Annotated in this window: 18 protein-coding genes and 1 pseudogene; 10 read left to right on the top strand and 9 right to left on the bottom strand. The window is 74.1% G+C overall.

Features of this window, described 5'->3' with window-relative positions:
- Positions 1 to 119: 119 nt before the first annotated feature.
- The 3 genes and pseudogenes from ACFWWQ_RS02795 to ACFWWQ_RS02785 all read right to left on the bottom strand — a co-directional run.
- Positions 120 to 1,268: an amidohydrolase family protein gene (locus ACFWWQ_RS02795; RefSeq protein ID WP_384588990.1), complete on the bottom strand. Its 1,149-nt coding sequence runs from the start codon at positions 1,266 to 1,268 to the stop codon at positions 120 to 122.
- A complete protein-coding gene (locus ACFWWQ_RS02790; protein ID WP_384589507.1) occupies positions 1,256 to 2,656 on the bottom strand; it encodes a glutamine synthetase in 1,401 nt (466 codons plus the stop codon). Before ACFWWQ_RS02790 ends, ACFWWQ_RS02795 begins: the two co-directional genes overlap by 13 nt.
- Positions 2,657 to 2,984: 328 nt before the next feature.
- Positions 2,985 to 3,323: pseudogene (locus ACFWWQ_RS02785) on the bottom strand (protein phosphatase); the annotation flags it as partial.
- 200 nt (positions 3,324 to 3,523) lie between these two features.
- Here ACFWWQ_RS02785 and ACFWWQ_RS02780 point away from each other — a divergent pair.
- The 8 genes from ACFWWQ_RS02780 to ACFWWQ_RS02745 all read left to right on the top strand — a co-directional run bounded on the left by ACFWWQ_RS02780 (position 3,524) and on the right by ACFWWQ_RS02745 (position 11,420).
- Positions 3,524 to 4,384 carry a TetR family transcriptional regulator C-terminal domain-containing protein gene (locus ACFWWQ_RS02780; RefSeq protein WP_384588987.1) on the top strand — a complete coding sequence of 287 codons (861 nt, stop codon included), beginning with the start codon at positions 3,524 to 3,526 and terminating at the stop codon, positions 4,382 to 4,384.
- Positions 4,385 to 4,453: 69 nt separating this feature from the next.
- Complete coding sequence (locus ACFWWQ_RS02775; protein ID WP_384588984.1) at positions 4,454 to 5,341, top strand: 3-keto-5-aminohexanoate cleavage protein; 888 nt, start codon at positions 4,454 to 4,456, stop codon at positions 5,339 to 5,341.
- A gap of 40 nt (positions 5,342 to 5,381) precedes the next feature.
- Positions 5,382 to 6,380, top strand: a complete 999-nt coding sequence (locus ACFWWQ_RS02770) for a 3-hydroxyacyl-CoA dehydrogenase NAD-binding domain-containing protein (protein ID WP_384588981.1) — start codon at positions 5,382 to 5,384, stop codon at positions 6,378 to 6,380.
- The gene (locus ACFWWQ_RS02765; RefSeq protein WP_384588978.1) at positions 6,377 to 6,835 is read left to right on the top strand and encodes a thioesterase family protein; all 459 of its coding nucleotides are present in this window, start codon (positions 6,377 to 6,379) and stop codon (positions 6,833 to 6,835) included. The genes ACFWWQ_RS02770 and ACFWWQ_RS02765 overlap by 4 nt, the downstream gene beginning before the upstream one ends.
- Before the next feature lie 270 nt (positions 6,836 to 7,105).
- Positions 7,106 to 8,056 carry a metallophosphoesterase family protein gene (locus ACFWWQ_RS02760; protein ID WP_384588975.1) on the top strand — a complete coding sequence of 317 codons (951 nt, stop codon included), beginning with the start codon at positions 7,106 to 7,108 and terminating at the stop codon, positions 8,054 to 8,056.
- A gap of 24 nt (positions 8,057 to 8,080) precedes the next feature.
- The gene (locus tag ACFWWQ_RS02755; protein WP_384588972.1) at positions 8,081 to 9,346 is read left to right on the top strand and encodes an MFS transporter; all 1,266 of its coding nucleotides are present in this window, start codon (positions 8,081 to 8,083) and stop codon (positions 9,344 to 9,346) included.
- Positions 9,347 to 9,573: 227 nt separating this feature from the next.
- A complete protein-coding gene (locus ACFWWQ_RS02750) occupies positions 9,574 to 10,575 on the top strand; it encodes a hypothetical protein (RefSeq protein ID WP_384589504.1) in 1,002 nt (333 codons plus the stop codon).
- A gap of 41 nt (positions 10,576 to 10,616) precedes the next feature.
- The gene (locus ACFWWQ_RS02745; RefSeq protein ID WP_384588969.1) at positions 10,617 to 11,420 is read left to right on the top strand and encodes a DUF309 domain-containing protein; all 804 of its coding nucleotides are present in this window, start codon (positions 10,617 to 10,619) and stop codon (positions 11,418 to 11,420) included.
- A gap of 134 nt (positions 11,421 to 11,554) precedes the next feature.
- On the opposite strand, the gene ACFWWQ_RS02740 is transcribed toward ACFWWQ_RS02745, so the two are convergent.
- From ACFWWQ_RS02740 to ACFWWQ_RS02715, 6 genes are all read right to left on the bottom strand, one after another.
- On the bottom strand, positions 11,555 to 12,721 hold the full coding sequence (locus tag ACFWWQ_RS02740) for a D-alanyl-D-alanine carboxypeptidase family protein (protein WP_384588966.1): 1,167 nt from the start codon (positions 12,719 to 12,721) through the stop codon (positions 11,555 to 11,557).
- Positions 12,722 to 12,932: 211 nt separating this feature from the next.
- Positions 12,933 to 14,210, bottom strand: coding sequence for a cytochrome P450 (locus ACFWWQ_RS02735; protein ID WP_384588963.1), 1,278 nt, complete (start codon positions 14,208 to 14,210; stop codon positions 12,933 to 12,935).
- Positions 14,211 to 14,441: 231 nt separating this feature from the next.
- Positions 14,442 to 16,370 carry a hypothetical protein gene (locus tag ACFWWQ_RS02730; RefSeq protein WP_384588960.1) on the bottom strand — a complete coding sequence of 643 codons (1,929 nt, stop codon included), beginning with the start codon at positions 16,368 to 16,370 and terminating at the stop codon, positions 14,442 to 14,444.
- 419 nt (positions 16,371 to 16,789) lie between these two features.
- Complete coding sequence (locus tag ACFWWQ_RS02725) at positions 16,790 to 18,019, bottom strand: MAB_1171c family putative transporter (RefSeq protein ID WP_384588957.1); 1,230 nt, start codon at positions 18,017 to 18,019, stop codon at positions 16,790 to 16,792.
- Positions 18,012 to 18,752 carry a hypothetical protein gene (locus ACFWWQ_RS02720; protein WP_384588954.1) on the bottom strand — a complete coding sequence of 247 codons (741 nt, stop codon included), beginning with the start codon at positions 18,750 to 18,752 and terminating at the stop codon, positions 18,012 to 18,014. The genes ACFWWQ_RS02725 and ACFWWQ_RS02720 overlap by 8 nt, the downstream gene beginning before the upstream one ends.
- Positions 18,742 to 19,215 carry a helix-turn-helix domain-containing protein gene (locus tag ACFWWQ_RS02715; RefSeq protein ID WP_384589501.1) on the bottom strand — a complete coding sequence of 158 codons (474 nt, stop codon included), beginning with the start codon at positions 19,213 to 19,215 and terminating at the stop codon, positions 18,742 to 18,744. Before ACFWWQ_RS02715 ends, ACFWWQ_RS02720 begins: the two co-directional genes overlap by 11 nt.
- Before the next feature lie 673 nt (positions 19,216 to 19,888).
- Between ACFWWQ_RS02715 and ACFWWQ_RS02710 the strand changes: the two genes are divergently transcribed.
- Together ACFWWQ_RS02710 and ACFWWQ_RS02705 are read left to right on the top strand one after the other, a co-directional pair.
- On the top strand, positions 19,889 to 20,083 hold the full coding sequence (locus ACFWWQ_RS02710) for a hypothetical protein (protein ID WP_384588952.1): 195 nt from the start codon (positions 19,889 to 19,891) through the stop codon (positions 20,081 to 20,083).
- A gap of 333 nt (positions 20,084 to 20,416) precedes the next feature.
- A complete protein-coding gene (locus ACFWWQ_RS02705) occupies positions 20,417 to 21,958 on the top strand; it encodes an AMP-binding protein (protein ID WP_384588949.1) in 1,542 nt (513 codons plus the stop codon).
- Positions 21,959 to 22,066: the final 108 nt, after the last annotated feature.

Genomic DNA, 22,066 nt, shown 5'->3' with positions numbered 1-22,066 from the left:
CTCTCGGCACCGGGCGGCGGGCAGTTTCCGGGGCGGCCCGCTCGGCTTCCCGGCGGCCCGTGGCCCCCGTCAGAGTGGCGGACCGGCCGGGGCGCACGCCGTCCGCCGGCTCTCCGCCGCTAGGAGCCCTCCCCCAGCCCGTACACCCGCCGTGCGTTGCCCGCCGCGATCAGTGCGGCGATGCGGGCGGCGTCCTCGTACGACCAGGCGCCGGTGTGTGTCCAGCCGTCGAGGACGGTGCGCAGCGCGGAGCGGAAGACGGCGCTGCCGACGGTGTACAGCTCGGGCAGGCCGTACGCGTCGGTGGAGAAGAGGAGTTTGCCGAACGGGGTCAGTTCCAGGAATTCGGCGAGCACGGCGGCGGCGTGGGCGCCGGTGTGGCCGAGGGTGAGGCCGACGTCGGCGTACACGTGCGGGTACACGGCCGCGAGGTAGGCGGCCTGGCGGTGGTACGGGTAGCAGTGCAGCAGGACGAGCGGGGTGCCGGTGTCGGCGGTGGCGCGGACGAAGTCGGTGAGCAGGGACGGGTCGGCGTGGTGCAGACGCAGGTCGGGGTCGCCGAAGCCGGTGTGGATCTGGAGCGGCAGGCCGGTGGCGACGGCGAGTTCGAGGAGGTGGCGCAGGAGGACCGGGTCGGTGAGCCGGGCCGGGCCGGGAGTGTGACGACCGGCCTCGGCGGCGAGCCAGGCGCGGGCGGCGGCGTGTACCGCGTCCGGGCCGGGCGGGCGGGCCTGGAGGGCGAGTCCGTGGCGGTAGGCGGCGACGGTCTTGAAGGCGACGGCGTGCGCCGCGGCGTCGCGTACGAAGCGCGCCAGGGTGTGGGTGAACTCCTCGGCGTCCGCGGCCTGTTGGGCGGCGCGTTCGGCCAGGTTCTCCAGGCGGACGACCTCGTGCCCGGTGCCGTCGCCGGACGCGGCGGTCTCTGCGGGGCCGGTGAGCGGTCCGGGCAGTCCGGTGTCGACGAGGTAGGCGCCGATGCCCGCCGCGGTGAGCAGGCGGCGGCGGGCCTCGTCGGGGCCGAGTTCGGCGCGGCGGGCGAGGTAGTCGGCGGGCGGGCAGTGCGGCGGCAGGCCGAGGGCGGGCGGGCACCAGCGGCGGACCGCGAACCCGGCCTGGGTGTCGAGGTAGCTGGTGCCCGGGGCGGGCGGCCGGTCGGACTCGGTGAGATATCCGGCGAACTCGTCGGCCTCCGGGTGGTGGCGGATCACGCCGTGGCAGTGGTGGTCGACGAGCGGCGGCAGCCCGTCCGGCGGCGTCACCAGCGCCACCGGGTCTCGGCGGCGATCTCCTCGTCGCCCTCGCCCGCGAACCGCGCGGCCTCCGCGCGGCGCACGGCGAGCACCGCGCCGTGCAGCACGTCGCCCATCGCCTCCCGCAGCGGCGCCGACTTCTCCAGATGGTCGGTGGAGTCGGTGAGGGTGGTGGGGAGGCGGACGATGCCGCGGCGGCCACGCTCGCGGACACCGAGGACGCCGGGGTCGCCGCTGACCGGGTCGGGGAGACGGTCTCCGGAGGTCAGGCCGTGGAGCCCGGCGGCGAGGACCGCGCCGACGACGAGATAGGGGTTGGCGGCGGCGTCGAACGGCTTCAGCTCGGCGTGGCCGCCGTCCGGGTCGTCGGGCGCGCCGGTGACCAGCCGCATCGCGGCCTCGCGGTTCTCCACGCCCCAGCACTGGTAGACGCCCGCCCAGTGCGACGGCTGGAGGCGCAGATAGCTGGCGGGTGACGGGCAGCCGAGGGCGAGGAGGGCGGGCAGCGCCTCCAGGACGCCGCCGAGGAACGCCGCCGCGTCGGGCGCCAGACCGTGGGCGGCGACGGGGTCGCGGTGCAGGGAGCGGCCGTCGCGGTGGAGGCTGAGGTGGAGGTGGCAGCCGTTGCCGACGAGCCCGGCGACGACGGTGGGGGCGAAGGAGGCGCGCAGCCCGTGGCGGGCGGAGACGGCGCGGACGGTCTCGCGGACGAGAACGACGTCGTCGGCGGCGCGCACCGGGTCGGCGGCGGCGGTGGAGACCTCGAACTGGCCGGCCGCGTACTCCGGGTGGATCTGGAGGACGTCGATGCCCTGGACGGTGAGCGCCTCGGTGGTGTCGCGGAGGTAGTCGGAGAGTTCGACGACGCGGGTCATGCCGTAGGCGGGCCCGGCGCAGGGGAAGTCGAGCGGGGCTTCCGGGCCGGTGGCGGCCGGCGTGCCGGGCTCGGGGACGCGGGTGACGACCCATTCGGTCTCGAAGCCCATCCGCAGCCCCAGGCCGTGCTCCGCCGCGCGGTCGGTCATCCGGCGGGCGAACTGCCGCTGGCAGGCGGGGTGCGGGGCGCCCAGCTGGTCGTAGCGGTCGGCGGGCGCCCAGGCCCAGCCGGGCTGTGCGGCGAGCGGGGTGACGCGGTCCAGGTCGGGGAAGAGCCGCAGATCGCCGTCGGGGCCACCGATGTGGGCGGATTCGGTGATGGCGTCGTCGGAGGTGAACACGTCGAAGACGGGGGACATGCCGACGCCACGGTGGGCGACCTGCTCCAGGCGGTGTGCCGGGACGGCCTTGACGCGGGCGATGCCCGCATTGTCGACCCAGGTCAGGGCGGTGTTGCGGACCCCTTCGGCGTCCAGCCGCGCCGACAGCTGACGTGCCTGTGCCGACTGTTGTGCCGACCGCGATTCCATGGTGCGTCCTTCACTCGCGCGTGCCGATGTCTCGGCGTCCGGTGCCCCCGGGGTGCGTACGCGGCGCGGCGGCCCGGCCCGCGGGGCGGGTGGGCCGGGCGCCCGGCCCAGGTGGCCGTTCGGCCCCCGGTCAGGGGCAGTTGAACTCGCACCATACGCACTTGCCGCCGCCCCGCGGTTCCACTCCCCAGACATCGACCAGCCGGTCCACGAGCAGAGATCAATGCCGGGCGTCTCGACGAGGCCGTCAGTGCAGAGCAGGAGCGTGTCACCCGGAGCGAGCTGCACTGTGGTGACGGGGTAATCCAGACGGGTGAACTCAGCGGAGAGTCCAAGGGGCAGGCCCCCGGCGGCGGGCAGCGGTCGGCAGAGCCCTTCGGTAGGCGCCGTAGGAGTCGCTGCCGTCCTTGAGGGCGCGGGCGACGTGGGCGTCGAGGCGGGCGGCCTCGCCGGGCGGGACGCGGTCGGCGAGGGTGGCGGGCCGGTCGTCGTACGCCTGCGGGGGCATGTCGAAGAGCCGTAGCGCGGGCGGGTCCATGTGCAGCAGCCCCCGGTCGAGGTCCCAGTCGAATCCGCCCATGCGGTTGAGGGCAAGGGTGAGATCCGGGTGGGCGGGCCAGTCGTCCGGCACCGACACGGTGGGCCGCTTCGCTCCCCGGTCAGCCATGCCGCCACTGTCCCATACGCGCCGGTATCAGGGCTTTTCGGGCGCCCCTCCCGCACCGGCCGACCCACGGCTCCCGCGACTGACTTTCGCATCAGTCAGTCACCACAACGCGAGAAAATCCCTGCTCAAAGCGAGTTTAGATTGCTTGATTCCTTCTCACCGTTGCGATGATCTCAACACGGCTGCTACGGTCCCGGACCATGACGGACAACCCCGCAGCCCGGGTGCCCGATGACGCCGGGGCGCTCACGGAACGCGTCCGGCAGGCGATCGACGGGCTGGGATGCAGCCGCCGCGAGGTCGCCCGCCGGATCGTGATGGACCCCTCGAAGCTCTCCCGTTCGCTCAACGGCGGCCGCCGCTTCACCGTCGCCGAGATCGTCCGGATCGCCGGCATCACCGGCGTCGACGCGGGCCGCCTCCTCGGCCCGGCGCAGCGCCCCGCGCCGCCGCCCGCGGCCGGTCCGGTGCCGGTACCGGACGGCGGCCGCCCGCTCCAGATCGTCCGCGAGACCGTCCGGCTCATCGCCGAGCACGGCTTCCACGGCGTACGGGTCGCCGACATCGCGGCGGCCTGCGGCACCAGCACCGCGGCCGTGCACTACCACTTCCCCGGCCGCGACGAGCTGCTGGAGGCCGCGGTGCGCTGGTGCATGGACGAGGACACCGCCCGCCGGGCCGCGGGCCTTGCCACGGCGGCCGACGCCCGCGCCGAGCTGCTGCATCTGATCGCCCTCCAGACGCCCCGCACCGACCAGCAGCGCTGTCAGTGGCTGGTCTGGCTGGACCTGTGGGCGCAGGCCGCCCGCTCCACCGCGATCGGCCGCCTCCACGAGCACTACTACCGGCAGTGGCGCACCACCGTCGCCGAGGTGCTGCGCCGCGGCATCGGCCAGGGCGTCTTCCGCGACCTGGACCCGGAGTTCACCGCGCTGCGGCTGACCGCGCTGATCGACGGTCTGGCCACCCAGGTCCTGGCCACCGCGCCGGACAGCACCGGCCCCGACACCATGCACGACGCCCTGCTCGCCTTCGTGGCGAGCGAGGTCACCGCGGACTGAGTCCGCACGTCCTACCGGCCGCCGCCGCCCGGCGCCGGCCCTCCCCTGCCCCCCTCCGAAGGGAATCCCGTGAACAACGAGGTCATCATCACCTGTGCGCTGACCGGCGCGGGCGACACCGTCGGCCGCTCCCCGCACGTCCCGGTGACGCCGGAGCAGATCGCCGCCTCCGCCGTCGAGGCGGCCGCGGCGGGCGCCGCCGTCGTCCACATCCACGTCCGCGACCCCGAGACCGGCGCGCCCTCGCGCGATCCGAAGCTCTACGCGGAGACCGTCGCGCGGATCAAGGACACCGGCACCGACGTCGTCATCAACCTCACCGCCGGGATGGGCGGCGACCTCGTCGTCGACCCCGACGAGCCGCTGAAGCACCTGCCGGGCACCGACCTCGTCGGCGGTCTTGAGCGGCTGCCGCACGTCGAGGACCTGCTGCCGGACATCTGCACCCTGGACTGCGGTTCGCTCAACTTCGGTGACGGCTCCAACCTCTACGTCTCCACCCCCGACATGCTGCGGGCCGGCGCCAAGCGCATCCAGGAGCTGGGCGTGCGGCCGGAGCTGGAGATCTTCGACACCGGTCAGCTGTGGTTCGCCAAGCAGCTGCTGGCCGAGGGCCTGCTCGACGACCCGACCGTCTTCCAGCTGTGCATGGGCGTCCCGTGGGGCGCCCCCGCCGAGCCCGGTGTGCTCCAGTCGATGGTGAACATGCTGCCCGAGGGCGCGCAGTGGGCCAGCTTCGCGCTGGGCCGGATGCAGATGCCGTGGGTGGCGCAGTCGATCCTGCTCGGCGGCAACGTCCGGGTCGGCCTGGAGGACAACCTCTACCTCAGCCGGGGTGTGAAGGCCACCAACGGCCAGCTCGTCGAACGCGCCGTGCAGATCACCGAGTTGCTGGGCGCCACGGTCGCCACCCCCGACCAGGCCCGCGCCCGCCTCGGCCTCAAGCCCCGCGGCTGACCGTCCCCTTCCCTCCCCACCCGGAACACCTGGAGTTCCCATGACCGACACCACTCCTGCCACTCCCGCCACTCCTGCCCCCTGCGCCCCCGAGGACGTCCGCCGCGTCGCCTGTATCGGCGCGGGCGTCATCGGCGGCGGCTGGGTCGCCCACTTCCTCGCCCGCGGCTACGACGTGACCGCCTGGGACCCGGCCCCCGACGCCGAGGACAAGCTGCGGCGCCTGGTTGCCGCCGCCTGGCCCGCGCTGGAGCAGCTCGGCCTTGCCGAGGGCGCCTCGCAGGACCGGCTGACGGTCACCGCGACGCTCGCCGAGGCCGTCGCCGACGCGCAGTTCGTGCAGGAGAGCGCCCCGGAGAAGCTGGAGCTGAAGCGCTCCCTCCTCGCCGAGCTGGACGCCGCCACCCCGCCCGGCGTGGTCATCGCCTCGTCGACCTCCGGCTACCCGATGACCGACATGCAGCCCCAGTCCGGTGACGGCGCCGACCCCGGCCGCCTGGTCGTCGGCCACCCGTTCAACCCGCCGTACCTGATTCCGCTGGTCGAGGTCGTCGGCGGCGAGAGCACCGCCGCGGACACCGTCGCGTGGTCGTCGCGGTTCTACGACGTGGCGGGCAAGTCCGTCATCACCATGGACCGCGAGCTGCCCGGCTTCATCGCCAACCGCCTCCAGGAGGCGCTGTGGCGCGAGGCGCTGCACATGGTCGCCAACGGTGAGGCGACGGTGAAGGACATCGACGACTCGATCACCGAGGGCCCGGGCCTGCGCTGGGCGTTCATGGGTCCCTGCCTGACCTTCGCGCTGGCCGGCGGCGAGGGCGGCATGGGCCACATGCTCGACCACTTCGGCCCGTCGCTGAAGTCGCCGTGGACCCGCCTGGAGGCCCCCGAGCTGGACCGCGAGCTGCGCGACGCGATGGTCGACGGCTGCGAGGAGGCCGCCGGGGAGCGGACGTACGCGGATCTCGTCGCCGAGCGCGACCAGGGCGTCATCGACGTGCTGCGCGCCACCGGCCGCCTGGGAGGCACCGCCCGATGACGGCCCCGCTCCCCCTCTTCCGGCAGACCGTCCGGGACGAGTGGATCGACTACAACGGCCACCTCAGCGAGGCGTACTACGTCCTGGTGTTCGGCTTCGCGACGGACGCACTGATGGCGGAGACCGGGCTGGACGACGCCTACCGCACGCGGTCGGGCTGCTCGCTGTACACGGTCGAGGCGCATGTGCGGTACCTCGACGAGGTGGCGCGCGGCAGCGCACTGACGGTCCGCACCTCGGTGCTGGGCGTCGACGCGAAGAAGGTGCGGTTCGCGCACGAGATGTTCGTGGGCGAACCGGGTGACCACCCGGTGGCGACGGAGGAGCTGTTCGCACTCCACGTCGACCAGAGCACCGGCCGCTCCGCGCCGCTGCCCGAGGCGACGCACCGGACGCTCACCGGGCTCGTGGTGCCCGCACCCGCCTGGGCGGGACGCGGCATCCGCGAGGTCTGACGCTCCGCCGCCGGGGCCCTCGGAGGACATCCTCCGGGGGCCCCGGCGTATGCGGTTCCGGCCCCGGCGCACCGCCCGGCGCACGCACCCCGAGTACGCCTCCACGCCCGAACTTTGGCCGTGACAAGGGGATTTGGGGTCTTGACGTCCTTCACGAAAGGCGAGTAGGAAAGTTTCCTAACAATGACGGGCCGACATCTTGACCCGTACATGACCCAGCGTCAGGATTCCTCGGGAACGGCTCCCCCCGTGCCGAACCAGGAGACGGAAATGACGCCCACCCCCCGCGCCAAGAAGCCCCTGCACAAGAACCCCCGTATCGGCATCCCGGCGGCCGGCGCCGCCGCCCTCGCGCTCGCCGGCGGCGTGCTGATGTGGTCCCCCGCCGGGCGCGCCGACGCCTCCACGGACCGCGCGGCGGGCGCCTTCACCGTCGTCGCCGCCGGGGACATCGCCGAGCAGTGCACCGCGGACGACAAGGACTGCGAACACCCCAAGACCGCCGCGCTGGTGAAGAAGATCAACCCGAAGTTCATCATGACGATGGGCGACAACCAGTACGACGACGCCCGCCTCAAGGACTTCACCCGCTACTACGACAAGACCTGGGGCGCCTTCAAGAACAAGACCCACCCCATCCCGGGCAACCACGAGACGTACGACCCGGACGGCGAGTTCAAGGGCTACAAGGGGTACTTCGGTGACATCGCCTACCCCAAGGGCAAGCCGTACTACAGCTACGACGAGGGCAACTGGCACTTCATCGCCCTCGACACCAACAACCTCAACTCCACGCAGCTGAAGTGGTTCAAGGACGACCTCAAGGCCACCACGAAGAAGTGCGTCGCCACCTACTTCCACCACCCGCTCTTCTCCTCCGGCGAGCACGGCAACGAACCGGTCAGCCGCCCCGTGTGGAAGGCGCTCTACGACGCCAAGGCGGATCTGGTCCTCAACGGCCACGACCACCACTACGAGCGGTTCGCCCCGCAGACCCCGGACGGCAAGCGGGACGACAAGAACGGCATCGTCGAACTCCTTGGCGGCATGGGCGGCGCCAACCCCTACAAGATCGAGGAGGTGCAGCCCAACAGCCAGAAGCGGCTGACCGACACCTTCGGGGTGGTGAAGCTCAACTTCACCGACACCGGCTACTCCTGGGATCTGATCGGCACGGACGGCAAGACCAAGGACAGCAGCCCGTCCTACACCTGCCACTGATCCCGAAGGCGGGCACCGGGCACCATGTATCTCGCGACCACGGACGCGGCTAGCACGGCGACCAAGGTGACGCGGGGCCGCGTCGGCGGGCCGGTACTGGCCCTCGGCGCGGTCAGCCTCGTCACCGACATCTCCTCGGAGATGGTCACCGCCGTGCTGCCGCTGTACTTCGTCATCCAACTCGGCCTCTCCCCCCTTCAGTTCGGCTTCCTCGACGGCCTCTACAACGGCGCCACCGCCCTCGTCCGGCTGCTCGGCGGGCACGCCGCCGACCGCGGCGGGCGCCACAAACTCGTCGCCGGATGGGGCTACGCCCTCTCCGCGCTCTCCCGCCTCGGACTGCTGCTGTCCGGCGGCGCCACCCTCGGCATCGGCGCCGCCCTCGCCGCGGACCGCCTCGGCAAGGGCGTCCGTACCGCCCCCCGCGACGCGCTGATCTCGCTCAGCGCCCCGCCCGACGCGCTCGGCCGCGCCTTCGGCGTGCACCGCGCGATGGACACCACCGGCGCGCTGCTCGGCCCCCTCGCCGCGTTCGCGCTGCTGTGGGCCACCGCCGACGCCTACGACGCGGTCTTCGTCGTCAGCTTCTGCGTGGGGCTGCTGGGCGTGCTGATGCTCGTCGTCCTCGTCCCGGACCGCGCGACGGCGCCCGTGCCGCCGCCCGCCGCGCCCCGGCCGCCCGCCGCGCCCCGGCCGCGCGCCGCGCTGCTGGCCCCGCTGCGCGATGCGGCGTTCCGGCGGATCTTCGCCGCCGCCGCACTGCTGGGCGCCGCGACCATCGGCGACTCGTTCCTCTATCTGCTGTTGCAGCGGCGGCTGGAGTTCGCGGTCAGCTGGTTCCCGCTGCTGCCGCTGGGCGCCGCGGCGGTCTATCTGCTGCTGGCGGTGCCCGCCGGGCGGCTCGGCGACCGCATCGGCCGCCGGGTGCCGTTCCTCGTCGGCCACGCCGCCCTCCTCGGCGGCTACCTCCTGCTGCTGACGACCGGCGCCGGACTGCCGCTGCTCGCCGCCGTCCTGCTGCTCCTCGGCGTCTTCTACGCGGCCACCGACGGCGTCCTGATGGCACTCGCCGGACCGGTGCTCCCGGCCGAACGCCGGGCGAGCGGCATGGCGCTGCTCCAGACCGGCCAGGCGCTGTGCCGTCTGCTGGCGTCCGCCGGGTTCGGCGCCGCCTGGACGCTGTGGGGCACCCGCCCGGCGCTGATCGCCGCGTTCGTCGCGCTGGCGGTGGCCCTGCTCGCGTCGGCCCTCCTGCTCCCCCGCACGGAAAGGCACCTCACGCCCGCATGAATCCGCCTCAACGCCCGTCCCGATCCGCCGAGTCCGCCGAGTCCGCCGAAGGGCGCGAGACCCTGGGCGGGGAGCGGCGGGAGACACCCGCGAGCCCCCCGCCCTGCGGGGCGGCCACCACACCGGATGCGCCGACGCCGGAAGGTGGTGAGCCGGACGCCGCCTCCCCGGGCGTCCGGCCCGCGCCCTCCGGGGCCGCGGCCCGGTTCGCCGCGCTGCCGCTGCGGATGCGCGTCCTCGCGCTGGCCGTGACGGGGGCGCTGCTGGCCGGTGTCGCCGTGGCCTACACCGTGGGCGCGGCCCGTCGTGCCGAACCGGCCGACCCCGTCTCGGCGTTCGGCCTCGACCACGGCCGGCTGTACTTCCGCTCCACCGGTGCCGGTGCGGGACGCGTCGCCCGGCTGCCCGCCACCGGCCGCACCGCCGTCTCCCCCGCCGCCGCCCGCGAGCCGGGGGAGCGCACCACCGGCGGCCCGCGCTGCGACCGCTTCTACGCGGCGGCCCGCACCGGACTGTGCCTCCAGCGCCGCCCCGGCATCCCGCCGCGCTCGTACGCCGTCGTCCTCGACGAGCACCTGCGGGAGAAGCGCCGGATCGGGCTGACCGGCATCCCCAACCGGGCGCGGGTCTCGGCCTCCGGCCGGATGCTGTCCTGGACGATGTTCGCCACCGGCGACTCGTACGCCACCACGTCGTTCTCCACCCGCACCTCGATCCTCGACACCCGCACCGGCTATCTGATCAAGAACATGGAGGGCGTCCCCCTCACCCTCGACGGCCGCCGCTACCACGCCCCCGACGTCAACTACTGGGGCGTCACCTTCGCCCGCGACGACCGCACCTTCTACGCGACGGTCTCCACGGCCGGCAAGACCTACCTCGTAAAGGGTGACCTGCGGAAATGGCAGGCCCGCACGCTCCGCGAGAACGTCGAGTGCCCCTCGCTCTCCCCCGACAACACCCGCCTCGCGTTCAAGAAACGCGTCCGCGACGGCGCCCGCGACCCGTGGCGGCTGTACGTCCTCGACCTGCGCACCTTCAAGGAGCACCCGCTCGCCGAGACCCGCAGCGTCGACGACCAGGCCGCCTGGCTGGACGACGCCACCCTCGCCTACGCGCTGCCCGGCAAGGAGACCGGCTCCAGCGACGTCTGGACCGTCCCCGCCGACGGCCACGGCTCCCCCGCCCTCCGCGTCCCCGACGCCTCGTCCCCGGCACGGCTGCCCTGACCCGTACGCGTACCGGCCCCCGGGCGGCGCACAATCGAAGGGTGAGTGACACGGAGAGGGACACCGGACGGACCACCGCCGATACGCCACGCCCGGCCGCCACCGGTGACGAGGGCGGCGACCCGGCCTGCTGGCTGGACCGGGTCTGCGAGGTCTGCGGTCGGATCGACGACCGGGCGGACGGCGGCCGGGACGGCTGCCGCTTCTGCGCCGGGGAGGCGGCGGGGCGGGCGGACGCGGAATCGGTGCGGGCGGGCTCGCCGGAAGCCGCGTCCGTACGGGAGAGAGCCCCGGAAGCCGCGTCCACGCAGGCGCACGCGCCGGGCGGCGCCGAACCCGAGGCCGCCGCCGCACCCCCGCCTTCCGCCCGGAGCCGCGACCGGGACGCCGACGGGCGGGCCCGCAACGCGCGGCCCCGCGACGCGCTCGGGCGTCCGCTGCCGTACGGCGCCCCGGGCGTGGCCCGCCAGCCCGAGGGCGTCGTGCGGACGCCGGACGCGACGCTGACCGAGGCGCAGCGGCTGCTCGACGCCGGGATGCCGTTCCATGCGCATGAGGTGCTGGAGGACGCCTGGAAGACCGCCCCTGATCCGGAGCGCGCGCTCTGGCGCGGCCTGGCACAGCTCGCCGTCGGCCTCACCCACGCGGCCCGCGCCAACGCCACCGGCGCCGTCGCCCTGCTCGACCGCGGCGCGGCGGCCCTCACCCCGTACGCGGACACCGCCCCATACGGCATCGACGTCGCGGCCCTGACCACCTGGGTCCACGGCCTGACGGCGCGGCTGCGCGACGCCCCGGCGGACCCGGTCCCGGCGGCCGGTTCGGCGCCCCGGCTGCGCGCCTGAGCCGGGGCGCCTACGGGAGACGGCGGAGGGTTCCGGCACCTGGGGCCGCGGCGGGAAGCGGCGGACGGGGCCGTGGCGGAGGCGCCGGTGAGGGCCCCGCGCCACGGCCCGCGCCACCGCCGGGCCCGTCCCCGCTACCGCGTCCGCGATCCATCCGTCTCGTCCGCCCGGCGGCGGAGGTGCTGCCGCCGGGCCAGCGCCGCGCCCATGGCGAGGAGGGCGGCGCCGACCCCGCCGCCCCACAGGGCGAGCGCGTCCCGCCAGGGCGAGTTGCCGTCCGCGTCGGTGCGGGTGGTGTGCGTGGCGGGCTCCGCGTCCGGGCCCGGCGCCACCGCGCGGGTCATCGAACTGATCGGCTCCGCGGTGCCCACGCTCGCAAAACCCCAGTCCAGCAGCGCGGCGGCCTCCTTGTAGACGCCGTTGGCCTCGCCGGACCGCGGGTTCATGACGGTCACCAGCAGGGTGTGGCCGTTGCGTCGGGCCGCGGCGATCAGGGTGTTCCCGGCGCGGGTGGTGTAGCCGTTCTTCACCCCGATGATCCCCGGATAGCGGGGTATCCCGCTCGCGCCGGACAGCAGCCGGTTGGTGTTCTCGATGCGGGTGACGCCGTGGGAGGTCGGGAAGTCGGCCTGCGCGGTGGAGCAGTAGCGCGCGAAGTCGGCGTTGGCGAGCCCCGCCCGGGCGAACACCGTCAGGTCGTACGCGGACGAGACCTGGCCCGGGGTGTCGTACCCGTCCGGGGACTTCACGGTCGTGTCCTTGGCGCCGAGCGCCCGGGCCTTCGCCTGCATCTCACGGGCGGTGGCCTCCCAGCCGCCGTTCATCGACGCCAGGACATGCACCGCGTCGTTGCCCGACCGCAGGAACACCCCGCGCCACAGATCGGCCACCGCGTAGCTGCTGCCCGCCTCGACGCCGACGACGCTGCTGCCGGAGCCGACGCCGTCGAGGTCGGCGGGCTCGACCCGGTGCACCGAATCCGCCGCGAACTTCGGCAGCGCGGTGACCGCGAACAGGGTCTTGAGGGTGCTGGCCGGCGGCAGCTTGCGGTGCAGGTCCTTGGCGGCCAGGACGCTGCCGGAGTCGGCGTCGGTGACGGCCCACGACAGGGCGGACAGGCCCTCCGGGAGGTGGGGCACTCCCGGTGCGTCGGCCACCTGCACCCCGGCGACGGCCGGAGCGGGCGGGCGGTGCGCGTCGGCCGCGAGGGCCGGGGCCGGTATACAGGCCGACGAGACGCCGGTGGCGACGAGCACCGCCACTGCACCGGCCTTCCGGGACAGGAACGCATCGAGTGACATAACGATCACGCTATGGAGGCGCCGGGCGTCCCGCAGGGCGGCTGGGCCAGTCGGGCGACCGGGAAAGCACCTCCTGGCACGGACCGTCACGGCGCGCCCCCACGCACAGCGACCCGCCCGGTGCGACGGGGGATGCACACCGGGCGGGTCTCCACACCTTTCTACCGCATCGCAGAACACTTATGCCTCGGAAAGCGTGTTCGTCGGCGGCTCACCACGTCACAGGCAGCGAGATCAGGCCACGTGCGCGCAGGGTCCGGCGGTGGGTGAGCGACTCGCGCGGGACGTCCAGCCGCAGCCCGGGGAACCGTTCGACGAGCGCGGCCAGCGCGACCGCCGTCTCCATCCGGGCGAGCGGCGCCCCCAGGCAGTAGTGGATGCCGTGGCCGAGGGCGAGGTGGCCGGAGAGATCACGGGCGAGGTCGAGGCGGTCCGCGTCGGGGAAGCGGACCTCGTCGCGGTTGGCGGAGCCGACGGAGAGCAGCACGCAGTCGCCCGCCGGGACGCGGACGCCGCCGATGTCCAGGTCCTCGCGGGGGAACCGCCGGATGGCGAGCGGCGCCGGAGAATCGAAGCGCATGAACTCCTCGACCGCGTTCGACAGTTCGGCCGGATTGCGGCGCAACGCGCGCAGTTGCTCGGGATGGTCGAGGAGGGCGAGGACGGCGTTGCCGACGAGGTGGACGGTGTTCTCGTATCCGCCGAAGAGGATGAGGAAGGCCAGGGAGGTCAGTTCGTCCTCGGAGAGCCGGTCGCCACCGGTCGCGGCGCTGCCGTCCGGGGCGCCGTCCGGGGTGCCGTCCGGGGGGCCGTCCGGGGCGTCGTCCGGGGCGTCGCGAACCGCGATGAGTTCGGAGAGCAGGTCGTCGCCGGGGTGGGCGCGCTTGGTGGCGATGAGGCCGGTGAAGTAGGCGAGCAGGTCGCCGATGGTCTGCTTCATCAGCTCCGGACGGGACGGATCGGGGGTGATCAGCCGGTCGGTCCAGGCGCGGAAGTCCCGCCGGTCGGCGCGGGGTACGCCGAGCAGGTCGCAGATCACGATGATCGGCAGATGGCCCGCGTAGTCGGCGATCAGGTCGGCGCGCCCGGCCGGTTCGACGGCGTCGAGGAGGTCGTCCGCGACGCGGCGTACGGGTGCGCGCAGGGCCTCGACACGGCCCGGGGTGAAGGCGCGGACGACCAGTCGGCGCACCCGGGTGTGGTCCGGTGGGTCCATGTTGAGGAGGTTGGCGTCGAGCGCCGGGGGCAGCGCGAAGCCGCGGTAACCACCGGGCGCGGCATGGCGTTTGTCGAGGGAGAGCCGCGGGTCGGCGAGCGCGGCACGGACGTCGTCGTAGCGGGTGACGAGCCAGGCGGGTTGTCCGTCGGGGCCGGTGATGCGGTGGACGGGCCCGCTCGCGCGCAGCGTGGCGTACGCGGCATGCGGATCATCGAGAAGAGGCGTCACGTCAACGGGGTCTGCGGGGCCGGTCTCGGCGGTGTTCTGCATGGTGTCCGACCCTAGAGGTTGGTGAACGACTGTCCGGGCAGCGGTGGGCGAACTCCCTGCCGGGCAAGGGTTGGTGACGTCTGCGCGGGTGGGCGGGGCACGGCCCTGCCCGTCGGTGGGCGAAGAGCACGTGGTGGTCGCCCACGGCCCGGGAGGGATCTCGGGCCACGGGCGACCCGGTCCGCGCGGGCACGGCGGCGGAGTGCGGGTGCCGCCGTGCCCGGCGGTGCGTCACTCCTCGGGGCAGACCTTCATCACCACCCGAAGGGACTGGATGTTTTCGCGGAGTTCCTTCGCGCTGAGGAGGGCGGACCGGACATCGGGGTGGACGTCGCCGAGGCCGTCGCCGTCGCGTTGCTGGGCGTCGGCCAGGGTGCGGAGCTTGACCGCCCGGCCGCGTATCCCGGAGGCGATCGTCGTGTCGGTGGCCTTGGCGGCCGCGGCGTCCAGGTCCGTGGCGGTCCGCCGGTAGCTGGCGGCGAGGTCGTCGGAGGTGCGGACGGATGAGCTGTGACTGTCGGGTGTGACGGCCGCCCGGGCCTCTGCGCATCCGGCGGGTGTGCTGTTGCTCGTCGCGACGACCACGCCGGTGGCGGCGGCCGCGGCGACGCTCACCGCGGCGACCGTGGCACCGGCCTTGGTGGAGAGGGTGGCGGTGACCTTGCCGATATAGCCGGCGAGTTTGCCGCCGTGCGTCACGGCCTGGCCCGCGGCCGGGGCGAGGATCAGCAGCGCGGCGGCCGCCGCGGCCTTGTCGCCCTCCAGGAGGTTGCGGGTCAGCTTCTCCTCACGGGTGTAGTGCTCGGCGTCCTGCTGGCTGCCGCCCCGGGTGGCGGCGGCCTTGCCCAGGACGTAGAGCTGCAGGGCGATCTGGCCCCGGCCCGCGGCCAGCGCCATCGGCACGGCGGCGTGGACGAAGCGGACGGTCAGGGACCACTTCTTGGCGTCCCGCAGGGCCCGGGCGACGGTCAGATAGAGATGGGCGTCCGGGGGCGGCGGTCCGCCCTCGGCGGCGAATGCCGTCATCAGCCCCTCCGCGGCGACGCCCGCATCGGCGGGCGGCCACTCCTGGTGGCGGACGGCTTCGGCGGCGTCGCCGGTGAGGTGGTAGGTGTCGCCGTACCGGACCACCAGTCGGCGGTCGCACAACTCCCGGCCGGCGTCCGCGTCCTGGGACCCGCCGGTGACGGGCTCGAACCAGGCGGCGGGCAGCGGCGTCGCGAACGTCTCCAGGGCGACCAGGACCCGGCGGGCCGGTTCACTCAGCGCGACCGCCAGCGCCTCGGCCTGGTGCAGCGGCGTGAGCTGTTCCGGGTCGACGAGGGGTGGCCGGCCGTGGGGCTCCTCGGCGACCCTGGCCCGCCACTCGTCGGATCCCTTGATGAACGCCGCGTACCGGCACAGGCGTTGGGGGCGCCCCTCGGACATCCGGTAGACGTGGTCGAACTGGAGGTTCTGCAGGCCGACCGGTCCGAGCGGCAGCCCCAGCTCGGCGCCGAGGAGTTCCGTCGCGGCGTCCCGGGAGAGCGGCTGGACGTGGTGGACGGCGGAGGAGTCCGGCAGCGTCGCGTACCGGGAGGTGAGCAGGAAGGTGCAGCCGGGGAAGGTCTGGCGCAGCCGGGTCAGATCGGAGCGGTCGAGCGGGCAGTCGATGAGGGTGAGATGGACGTCGGTGACCTCGGCGACGGCGGTGCGCAGCAGCGACTCGTCGACCTCCCGCAGGAACTCCTGCCCGAAGAACACCCCGGCCAGCCGCCGTTCGACGGACGCCAGGGTGGTGTCCGTGCCGGTGAGCGGGCGCAGGATGTGGCCCCGTCTGCCACGCGCCGCGAGGGCGGCGTGCACCGCCTCGGTGACGGCCTTCTTGCCGACGCCCGGCTCGCCGTGGAGCTGCGCCGCTCCCTTGCCGGTCAGGTCGGCGAGGACCTGCGCCACCAGCTCGTCGCGGCCGAAGAGCGGCGGAGGCGGCGCGGTGGACAGCGGGAGGGCCGGGCGCAGCGGGAGGTCACCGAGACCGGGGGTGACGACGTATCCGCCCTGCTGATAGGTGATGTTGTTACGGTTGCCGACCACGACGAGGCCCTTGTTCTCGTCCACCGCGACCGACGGAAGAGGGGCGCCCTCGGGCGGTGTGGTCCCCGGCTCGGACGTCTCGGTCATCACGGCCGCCCGGGCGCCGGAGCGGCGGCGAACACGCCGGGCGGGGTGGTGCTTTCGGAGCGTGGCGACATCGTGGACCCCCGTGGTCGACTCGTCGGTCGCGGGCACCCGCGCGCCGCTGCGTGGGACGCGGTGGCCGGTGGCCGGAGCGGTGCGCCGGGCACCGTCGGCATCAGTACAGCCCGGCCCCGCGCGGGCGGCAAGCCTTTTGCCGGGTCTGACATCCGAAAGGGTGTACGCACCCAAGGGAGCCTCGGAAAGGGGAAGTTGAGGGGCCTCCGGGTGGCCGGGGCGGTGACCCGCTCCCCCGGTCGCAGGCGGCGCCCCCGGCCCGAAGCCGGGAGGAGGCGCCGCCCGCGACGGAGGCGGTGCGGGTGGCCCGGACCCCCGTACCGGGCCACCCCGTCGGTGTGCCGCCGTCAGTGGCGGGCCGCCGCGCTGCGCTGGCGCAGCTCCGTGAGTACGGTGTCGATCAGCGGTGAGTGGTAGACGTCGGCGACCAGGGCCAGATGCTCGTACTCGGCGGCGAGCAGGCCGTCCCCGCCGCCGTGGGCGACGACGACGGTGTCGGCGCCGTGCGGGGGCACATGGCCCACCGCGCGGTTCTCCAGGCCGCGGCGGAGTGCGGCGGCCTCGGCGACGGCCGCCCGCTGGCGGGCGTCCGGCACCACGGCGCGGGCGCGTTCCCCGGCGATGTCGAGGGTGTCGGACTCGACGTGGTGGCGCAGGGAGCGCTGGACGTCGCGGATCTCGGCCATCCGGCGGTTGGCCCGCCACTCCAGGTCGGCGAAGGGCCACCGCCCCGGCCAGGCCCCGCGTTCCATCGTGACCTCCGGGTTCTGCTCGGTGACCTGCCGCCACAGCGGGGTGAGGCGGCGCAGGCGGCGCCAGGCCGTCACCCGGGGACCGGCCGCCGGGAGGGCGAACCCGGCGAGGACGAGGAGCGCCGCGACCGAGGCGCTGAGCGGGGCCACGCCGTTGGAGAGCCAGGGCGCGGGGCGTCCGGCCCAGGACAGGACGAAGCCGAGGAGTTTCGCGGCACAGTAGACCAGCCCGAGGCGGCACCCGGCGGACATCACCCGCAGGCCCCGGGTGAGCCAGGACGCGCCGAGGGTGGCGGCGTAGCGCAGGCAGAGCGAGCCCAGGGCGGCCAGGCTGGCGCCGAAGATGGCCAGGTAGAGACCGAGGAAGAGCATCACCCCGGGGGCGCCGGTGTAGGCGGTGCTGAAGTCGCGGGGGTGCTCGACGGCGTCGGGGCGGCCGACGGCGAAGCCGGTGACGGCCACCGCCCACAGCACCGCGACGGCGGCGATCGTGGCGCGGGCCCGGGTGCGGGCGCGGCGGCGGGCCGCGTCGCCCTCGCCCGCCGCCCAGCGGGCCAGCATCACCTGTGCGCCGACGGCGAAGACCATGACGGCGGAGTAGAGGAAGACCATGGCGAGGTTGGCGATGCCCAGCAGGCGATCGAAGGCGCGGTAGAGGCTGGGCGCGGAGAAGAGGAAGACGGTGGCGACGCTGCCGGTCATCACGCAGGCCAGGCCCAGGTCGGCGTTGGCGCGGTCGCGGAGCCAGGCGGTGGTCTTGTAGCCGACGATCGTCCAGGCGACGGCGGCGAAGCAGAGGTAGAGGACGTCGAAGAGGTCAGGCACTTGGGTCACCGCCGTCGTCGCCGGAGGGCGCGGCCGGTCCGGGGCCCGTGCCGCCGTCGGCCGGGCCGGGACCGTCGTCGGTGGCCGCAGTGTCCGGGGGGTGCGGTGCGGCGGGGCGGCGGAGGTGCTGGAGGGCCGGGCCGAGGGCGGCGGCGAGTTCGGCGGCGCGGCCGTGCGGCGGGGGCGACGGCTCCTGTGTGGGCGGGGCGAGGCGCTCCATCAGGAGGGTGCCCAGGACCTCCGTCTCGCGTTCGGCGGGGTTGTCGTAGCCGTGGTGGCGGGCGAGGCCCGGGGTCAGGCCCATCCGGCGCAGGGCCGTCGCCGCGTCGACGGAAGGGGTCCACAGCCGCAGCGCGTCCTCGGTGAGCGCGGGGTTCCGGTCGTGGCCGAGGAGGAGGTGGCCGAGTTCGTGCAGCACGATGTGGGCCTGGTGCCAGGGCGAGGTGCGGCTCTCGTAGAAGACCCAGTAGGCGTCGTCGGTGGCCGCCGTCATGCCGGAGGCGACGCCGTCGAGGCTCATCGGCACCAGGTGGACGGGGGCTCCGACGCGCGCGGCGACGAGGTCGCACAGGCCCCGCAGATCGACCGTGGCGGGCAGCGCCAGCTCCTTGACGAGCCGCTTGCAGCGCCTGCGTATCCGCCCCACTCGCATGGTCATCCCGTCGTCGTGCGCCCGCCGCCAAGTGGCGAAGAGCCGGTCCGGTCCGTCGGTCCGGGGCAGGTCAACCGTCATCGGTGGCACCACCCCTGCCCGGCAGGTCCATCTGGCGGCGGAACTGGTCGATGATGGTGGTCAGGCTCTCCTGGACGTCGGGCGGCAGGCCCACCGAGCGCAGCGCGATGGCGCGGACCCGCTGATCGCGCATGGCGGCGAGGAAGCGGACCTCCTCCTCCACCTTCTCGGCCTGCGGCTGCGACAGATCGCCCAGGAGATATCCGGCCGGGACGCCGAAGAACTTCGCGAGGGCGCGCAGGACTTCGGGAGAGGGATTGCGCCGGCGGCCGTTGCGCAGCATGGAGAGGTACTGCTCGGTCAGGCGCACCCCGCCGTACTGCGCCGCGTCGCCGCTGATCTCCTCGGCGACATGGGCGTTGGTGTACGGCGCGCCGGGCGGGTGCATGTGCGTGAAGAGGCGGCCCAGCCGGTCGGCGAGGGTGCCGGTGTCCTGGCGCGCCGCGTCGCCGCGTGCCGTCACGCTCCGCGCGTCCTTGCCCGCCACGCCGCCTTCGTTCCCGTTCTCCGCGTGCTCCGTGTGGTCCTTCGCAGCCATCCCGCCGCCCTTCCCCCGTGTCCGGCCGTTCCGTGGCGGGCTGCGCGTGCCGTCGCCCGGCCCGTGCGCGGCCCTCTCCACGGACCCAACGGCGAGTTAAGTCCACCGTCGGGACTCCCGGGCACATCCTGTCACGGCCCGATCACCCGATGCCAGGGGACGCCGGTACCGGAAGGCGGAAAGGGCCATCACTCTTGGGGTGTTGCCCCGTGTGGCCGCCGGTCGGTAGGGTCCCTTCGCGCGGCTCGTCCGGTCCTTAACGGGGAGTTGAGCCCCCGGCTTCACTGGGGGGGCATGGAGCCCGGTCCTCCCCCGACGCGTCGCGGCCTCGCCGGTCACCCCCTTACGGGGGCACCCAGGCGGGGGTGCCCGCATCTCGGCGGGGACGGTTTCATGGCGGGCAGTCGCCGCGGCAGGTCTGCCGTCCGGCGTCGGCCGGCGCCCCATTCCGTGAGTCCCGCCCGGCCCTCCCCGCGTATCCCCGCCTGACGGAGAGGACCTTGCCCCCCATGCCCCCTGCCCTCGTACGCCCCGCCCGGCCCGCGCCCGCCGATCGCGCCACCGCCCCGGTCCCCGCCGGAGGTGCCGCGTGCCCCGCATGACCCTGAACGTGTACCGGATCGACCCGACGACGTCCGCCCGGACCGAAGTCCGTTACGTGGACGTGCCGTTGGGCGGGGCGCCGCCGCACCCCGCGATCAGCGCCGCGTTCCCGCCGTGCCGCTGCGCGCGCTGCCCCCGCCACCAGGAGCCCCGGCCGGGCACCGGGCGGCACGGCACGGCCCGCCACTGACCACTGCCCCCTGACCGCCTCGCGGCGACCCTCACGGCCGCGTCCCGGGACGTTCCTCCCCCGTCCGGGCCGCGCCGCCGCCGCGGGGCCCATCCGCCGACCGCCCCCCTGAAGGCGGTCGGCCCGGGAGGGGGCGGGCCCGGGAGTTCCCCCGACTCCGCCCTGCGGGCCCGCCCCCTCCCTCCGCACCTCTCCCCCTCAGCACCGGACGGTTCGCCGTCCGGTGCTTCTTGCCGTTCCGGGCACCGTACGGAAATCCCATCAGCCGTCAGTTAATGGCAAGTTGATGGTTCGTTACGCCGGAACTGATCTACGCCGCGGACTCTGGTCCGCGTGCAACCACTACGGCAGAGCAGCCCAGGACAGGACACCGTCCACGGTGTCCTGCGGCGACATGCCCGGAGCCATCCGGACCGCCCGTTCCTCTCCTTCCTGGACGAGTCGGGTGCGGTCACGACGATCAGCTACGGCGAGATGGACCGCCGTGCCGAGCGGATGGCCGACCTTCTGGTCAGCCGGGGCATCGGGCCCAGCAGTCGCTTCCACGTCCATCTGACCAATCGTCCCGAGTTCTTCGACGCGTGGTTCGGCGCGGCGAAGGCGGGCGCCGTCATGGTCCCCACCAATCCCCTCTCCACCGCCGACGAACTCTCCTACGTCCTCGCGAACGCCGAGTGCCGGCTGAGCCTGACCCAGCCCGAACTGCTCACCGCCGCGCAGGTCGCCGCCATCGACTCGCCCTGCTGTGAGCAGCTGCTGATAACCGGGGAGCAGTCCCTGGAGCGGGCGCTGGCCACGGCGCCGGCCCGGCCCGCGCAGCCGGTGGACGATCCGTCCGCGCCGCTCGGCGTGCTCTACACCTCCGGCACCACCAGCCGCCCCAAGGGCGTCGTCGTCCCGCACACGGCGTATCTGCACTCCGGCGAGGTGGTGGCCCGGCAGCTGCGGCTGCGGCCGGAGGACCGGCAGCTGATCGTGCTGCCGTTGTTCCACGGCAACGCGCAGTACTACTCCTCGATGTCCGCGCTGGTCACCGGCGCCTCGATCGCCCTGACCCCGCGGTTCAGCGCCTCGCGCTGGTCCGAGCAGGCGGTGCGGCTGAACGCGACGGTGGCGAGCCTGTTCGCCGCGCCGATCCGGATGATCCTGGCGCAGCAGCCGTCGGCGCACGACACCGCGCACCGGCTGCGGGCGGTGCTGTTCGCGCAGAACGTCACCGACGCCCAACTGACGGATTTCGAGGGCCGGTTCCAGGTGCCGCTGCTCCAGCTGTACGGCATGACCGAGACCGTCGCGCCGCCGCTGATGAACCCGCTGCACGGGAAGCGCCGCAACCAGAGCATGGGCCGCCCGGTGCCCGGCGCGCGGCTGCGGGTGGTCGACGAGCGGCTGCGGGACGTCGTCCGCGGCCAGAGCGGCGAACTGCTCGTCGGCGGCGTTCCGGGGCGCACGCTGATGACCGGCTATCTGGGCAATCCGGAGGCGACGGCCGAGGCGCTGGGCGGCGGCTGGCTGCGCACCGGGGACCACGTCCGGGCGGACGCCGACGGGTTCGTGCACTTCGTGGACCGCGGCAAGGACGTCATCAAGCGCGCGGGCGAGAACGTGTCGTCGAGCGAGATCGAGCGGGTCGTCAACGCGCACCCCGCGGTCTTCGAGTCGGCGGTGGTCGGGATCCCGGACCCGATCCGGGACGAGACGGTGAAGGTCTTCGTCGTACTCAACGGTCAACACCCCTTCACCGAGGGCGAGTTGATCGAGTGGTGCACGGAAAGGCTGGCGTCTTTCAAGGTTCCGGGGTGTGTGGAGGTCGTCGAAGGACTGCCGCGCACCTCGGTAGGCAAGATCCGCAAGCATCTGCTTCGCGGTCGCTGACCCGGGGGGGGGGGGGTGGGGGGCCCCCCCCGGGGGGTTTGCAGGCCAAACACGAGGGGTTGGACCTGTTTATTTAAGCCCCCGCGGGGGGCGCGCCCCCACCCCCCC

Source organism: Streptomyces sp. NPDC059080 (genome assembly GCF_042739975.1).
In the GTDB taxonomy this organism is placed as follows: domain Bacteria; phylum Actinomycetota; class Actinomycetes; order Streptomycetales; family Streptomycetaceae; genus Streptomyces; species Streptomyces benahoarensis.
The sequence above is the reverse complement of the archived record's forward strand: the minus strand, read 5'-3'. Positions and strand labels throughout refer to the sequence as shown.

Coding starts and splice junctions, on each gene's coding strand:
- ACFWWQ_RS02735 (WP_384588963.1), bottom strand. CDS start 14,210: ATGCAGAACACCGCCGAGACCGGCCCCGCAGACCCCGTTGACGTGACG.
- ACFWWQ_RS02765 (WP_384588978.1), top strand. CDS start 6,377: ATGACGGCCCCGCTCCCCCTCTTCCGGCAGACCGTCCGGGACGAGTGG.
- ACFWWQ_RS02780 (WP_384588987.1), top strand. CDS start 3,524: ATGACGGACAACCCCGCAGCCCGGGTGCCCGATGACGCCGGGGCGCTC.
- ACFWWQ_RS02750 (WP_384589504.1), top strand. CDS start 9,574: ATGCGCGTCCTCGCGCTGGCCGTGACGGGGGCGCTGCTGGCCGGTGTC.
- ACFWWQ_RS02790 (WP_384589507.1), bottom strand. CDS start 2,656: ATGGAATCGCGGTCGGCACAACAGTCGGCACAGGCACGTCAGCTGTCG.
- ACFWWQ_RS02740 (WP_384588966.1), bottom strand. CDS start 12,721: ATGTCACTCGATGCGTTCCTGTCCCGGAAGGCCGGTGCAGTGGCGGTG.
- ACFWWQ_RS02710 (WP_384588952.1), top strand. CDS start 19,889: ATGACCCTGAACGTGTACCGGATCGACCCGACGACGTCCGCCCGGACC.
- ACFWWQ_RS02760 (WP_384588975.1), top strand. CDS start 7,106: ATGACGCCCACCCCCCGCGCCAAGAAGCCCCTGCACAAGAACCCCCGT.
- ACFWWQ_RS02770 (WP_384588981.1), top strand. CDS start 5,382: ATGACCGACACCACTCCTGCCACTCCCGCCACTCCTGCCCCCTGCGCC.
- ACFWWQ_RS02730 (WP_384588960.1), bottom strand. CDS start 16,370: ATGACCGAGACGTCCGAGCCGGGGACCACACCGCCCGAGGGCGCCCCT.
- ACFWWQ_RS02755 (WP_384588972.1), top strand. CDS start 8,081: ATGTATCTCGCGACCACGGACGCGGCTAGCACGGCGACCAAGGTGACG.
- ACFWWQ_RS02720 (WP_384588954.1), bottom strand. CDS start 18,752: ATGACGGTTGACCTGCCCCGGACCGACGGACCGGACCGGCTCTTCGCC.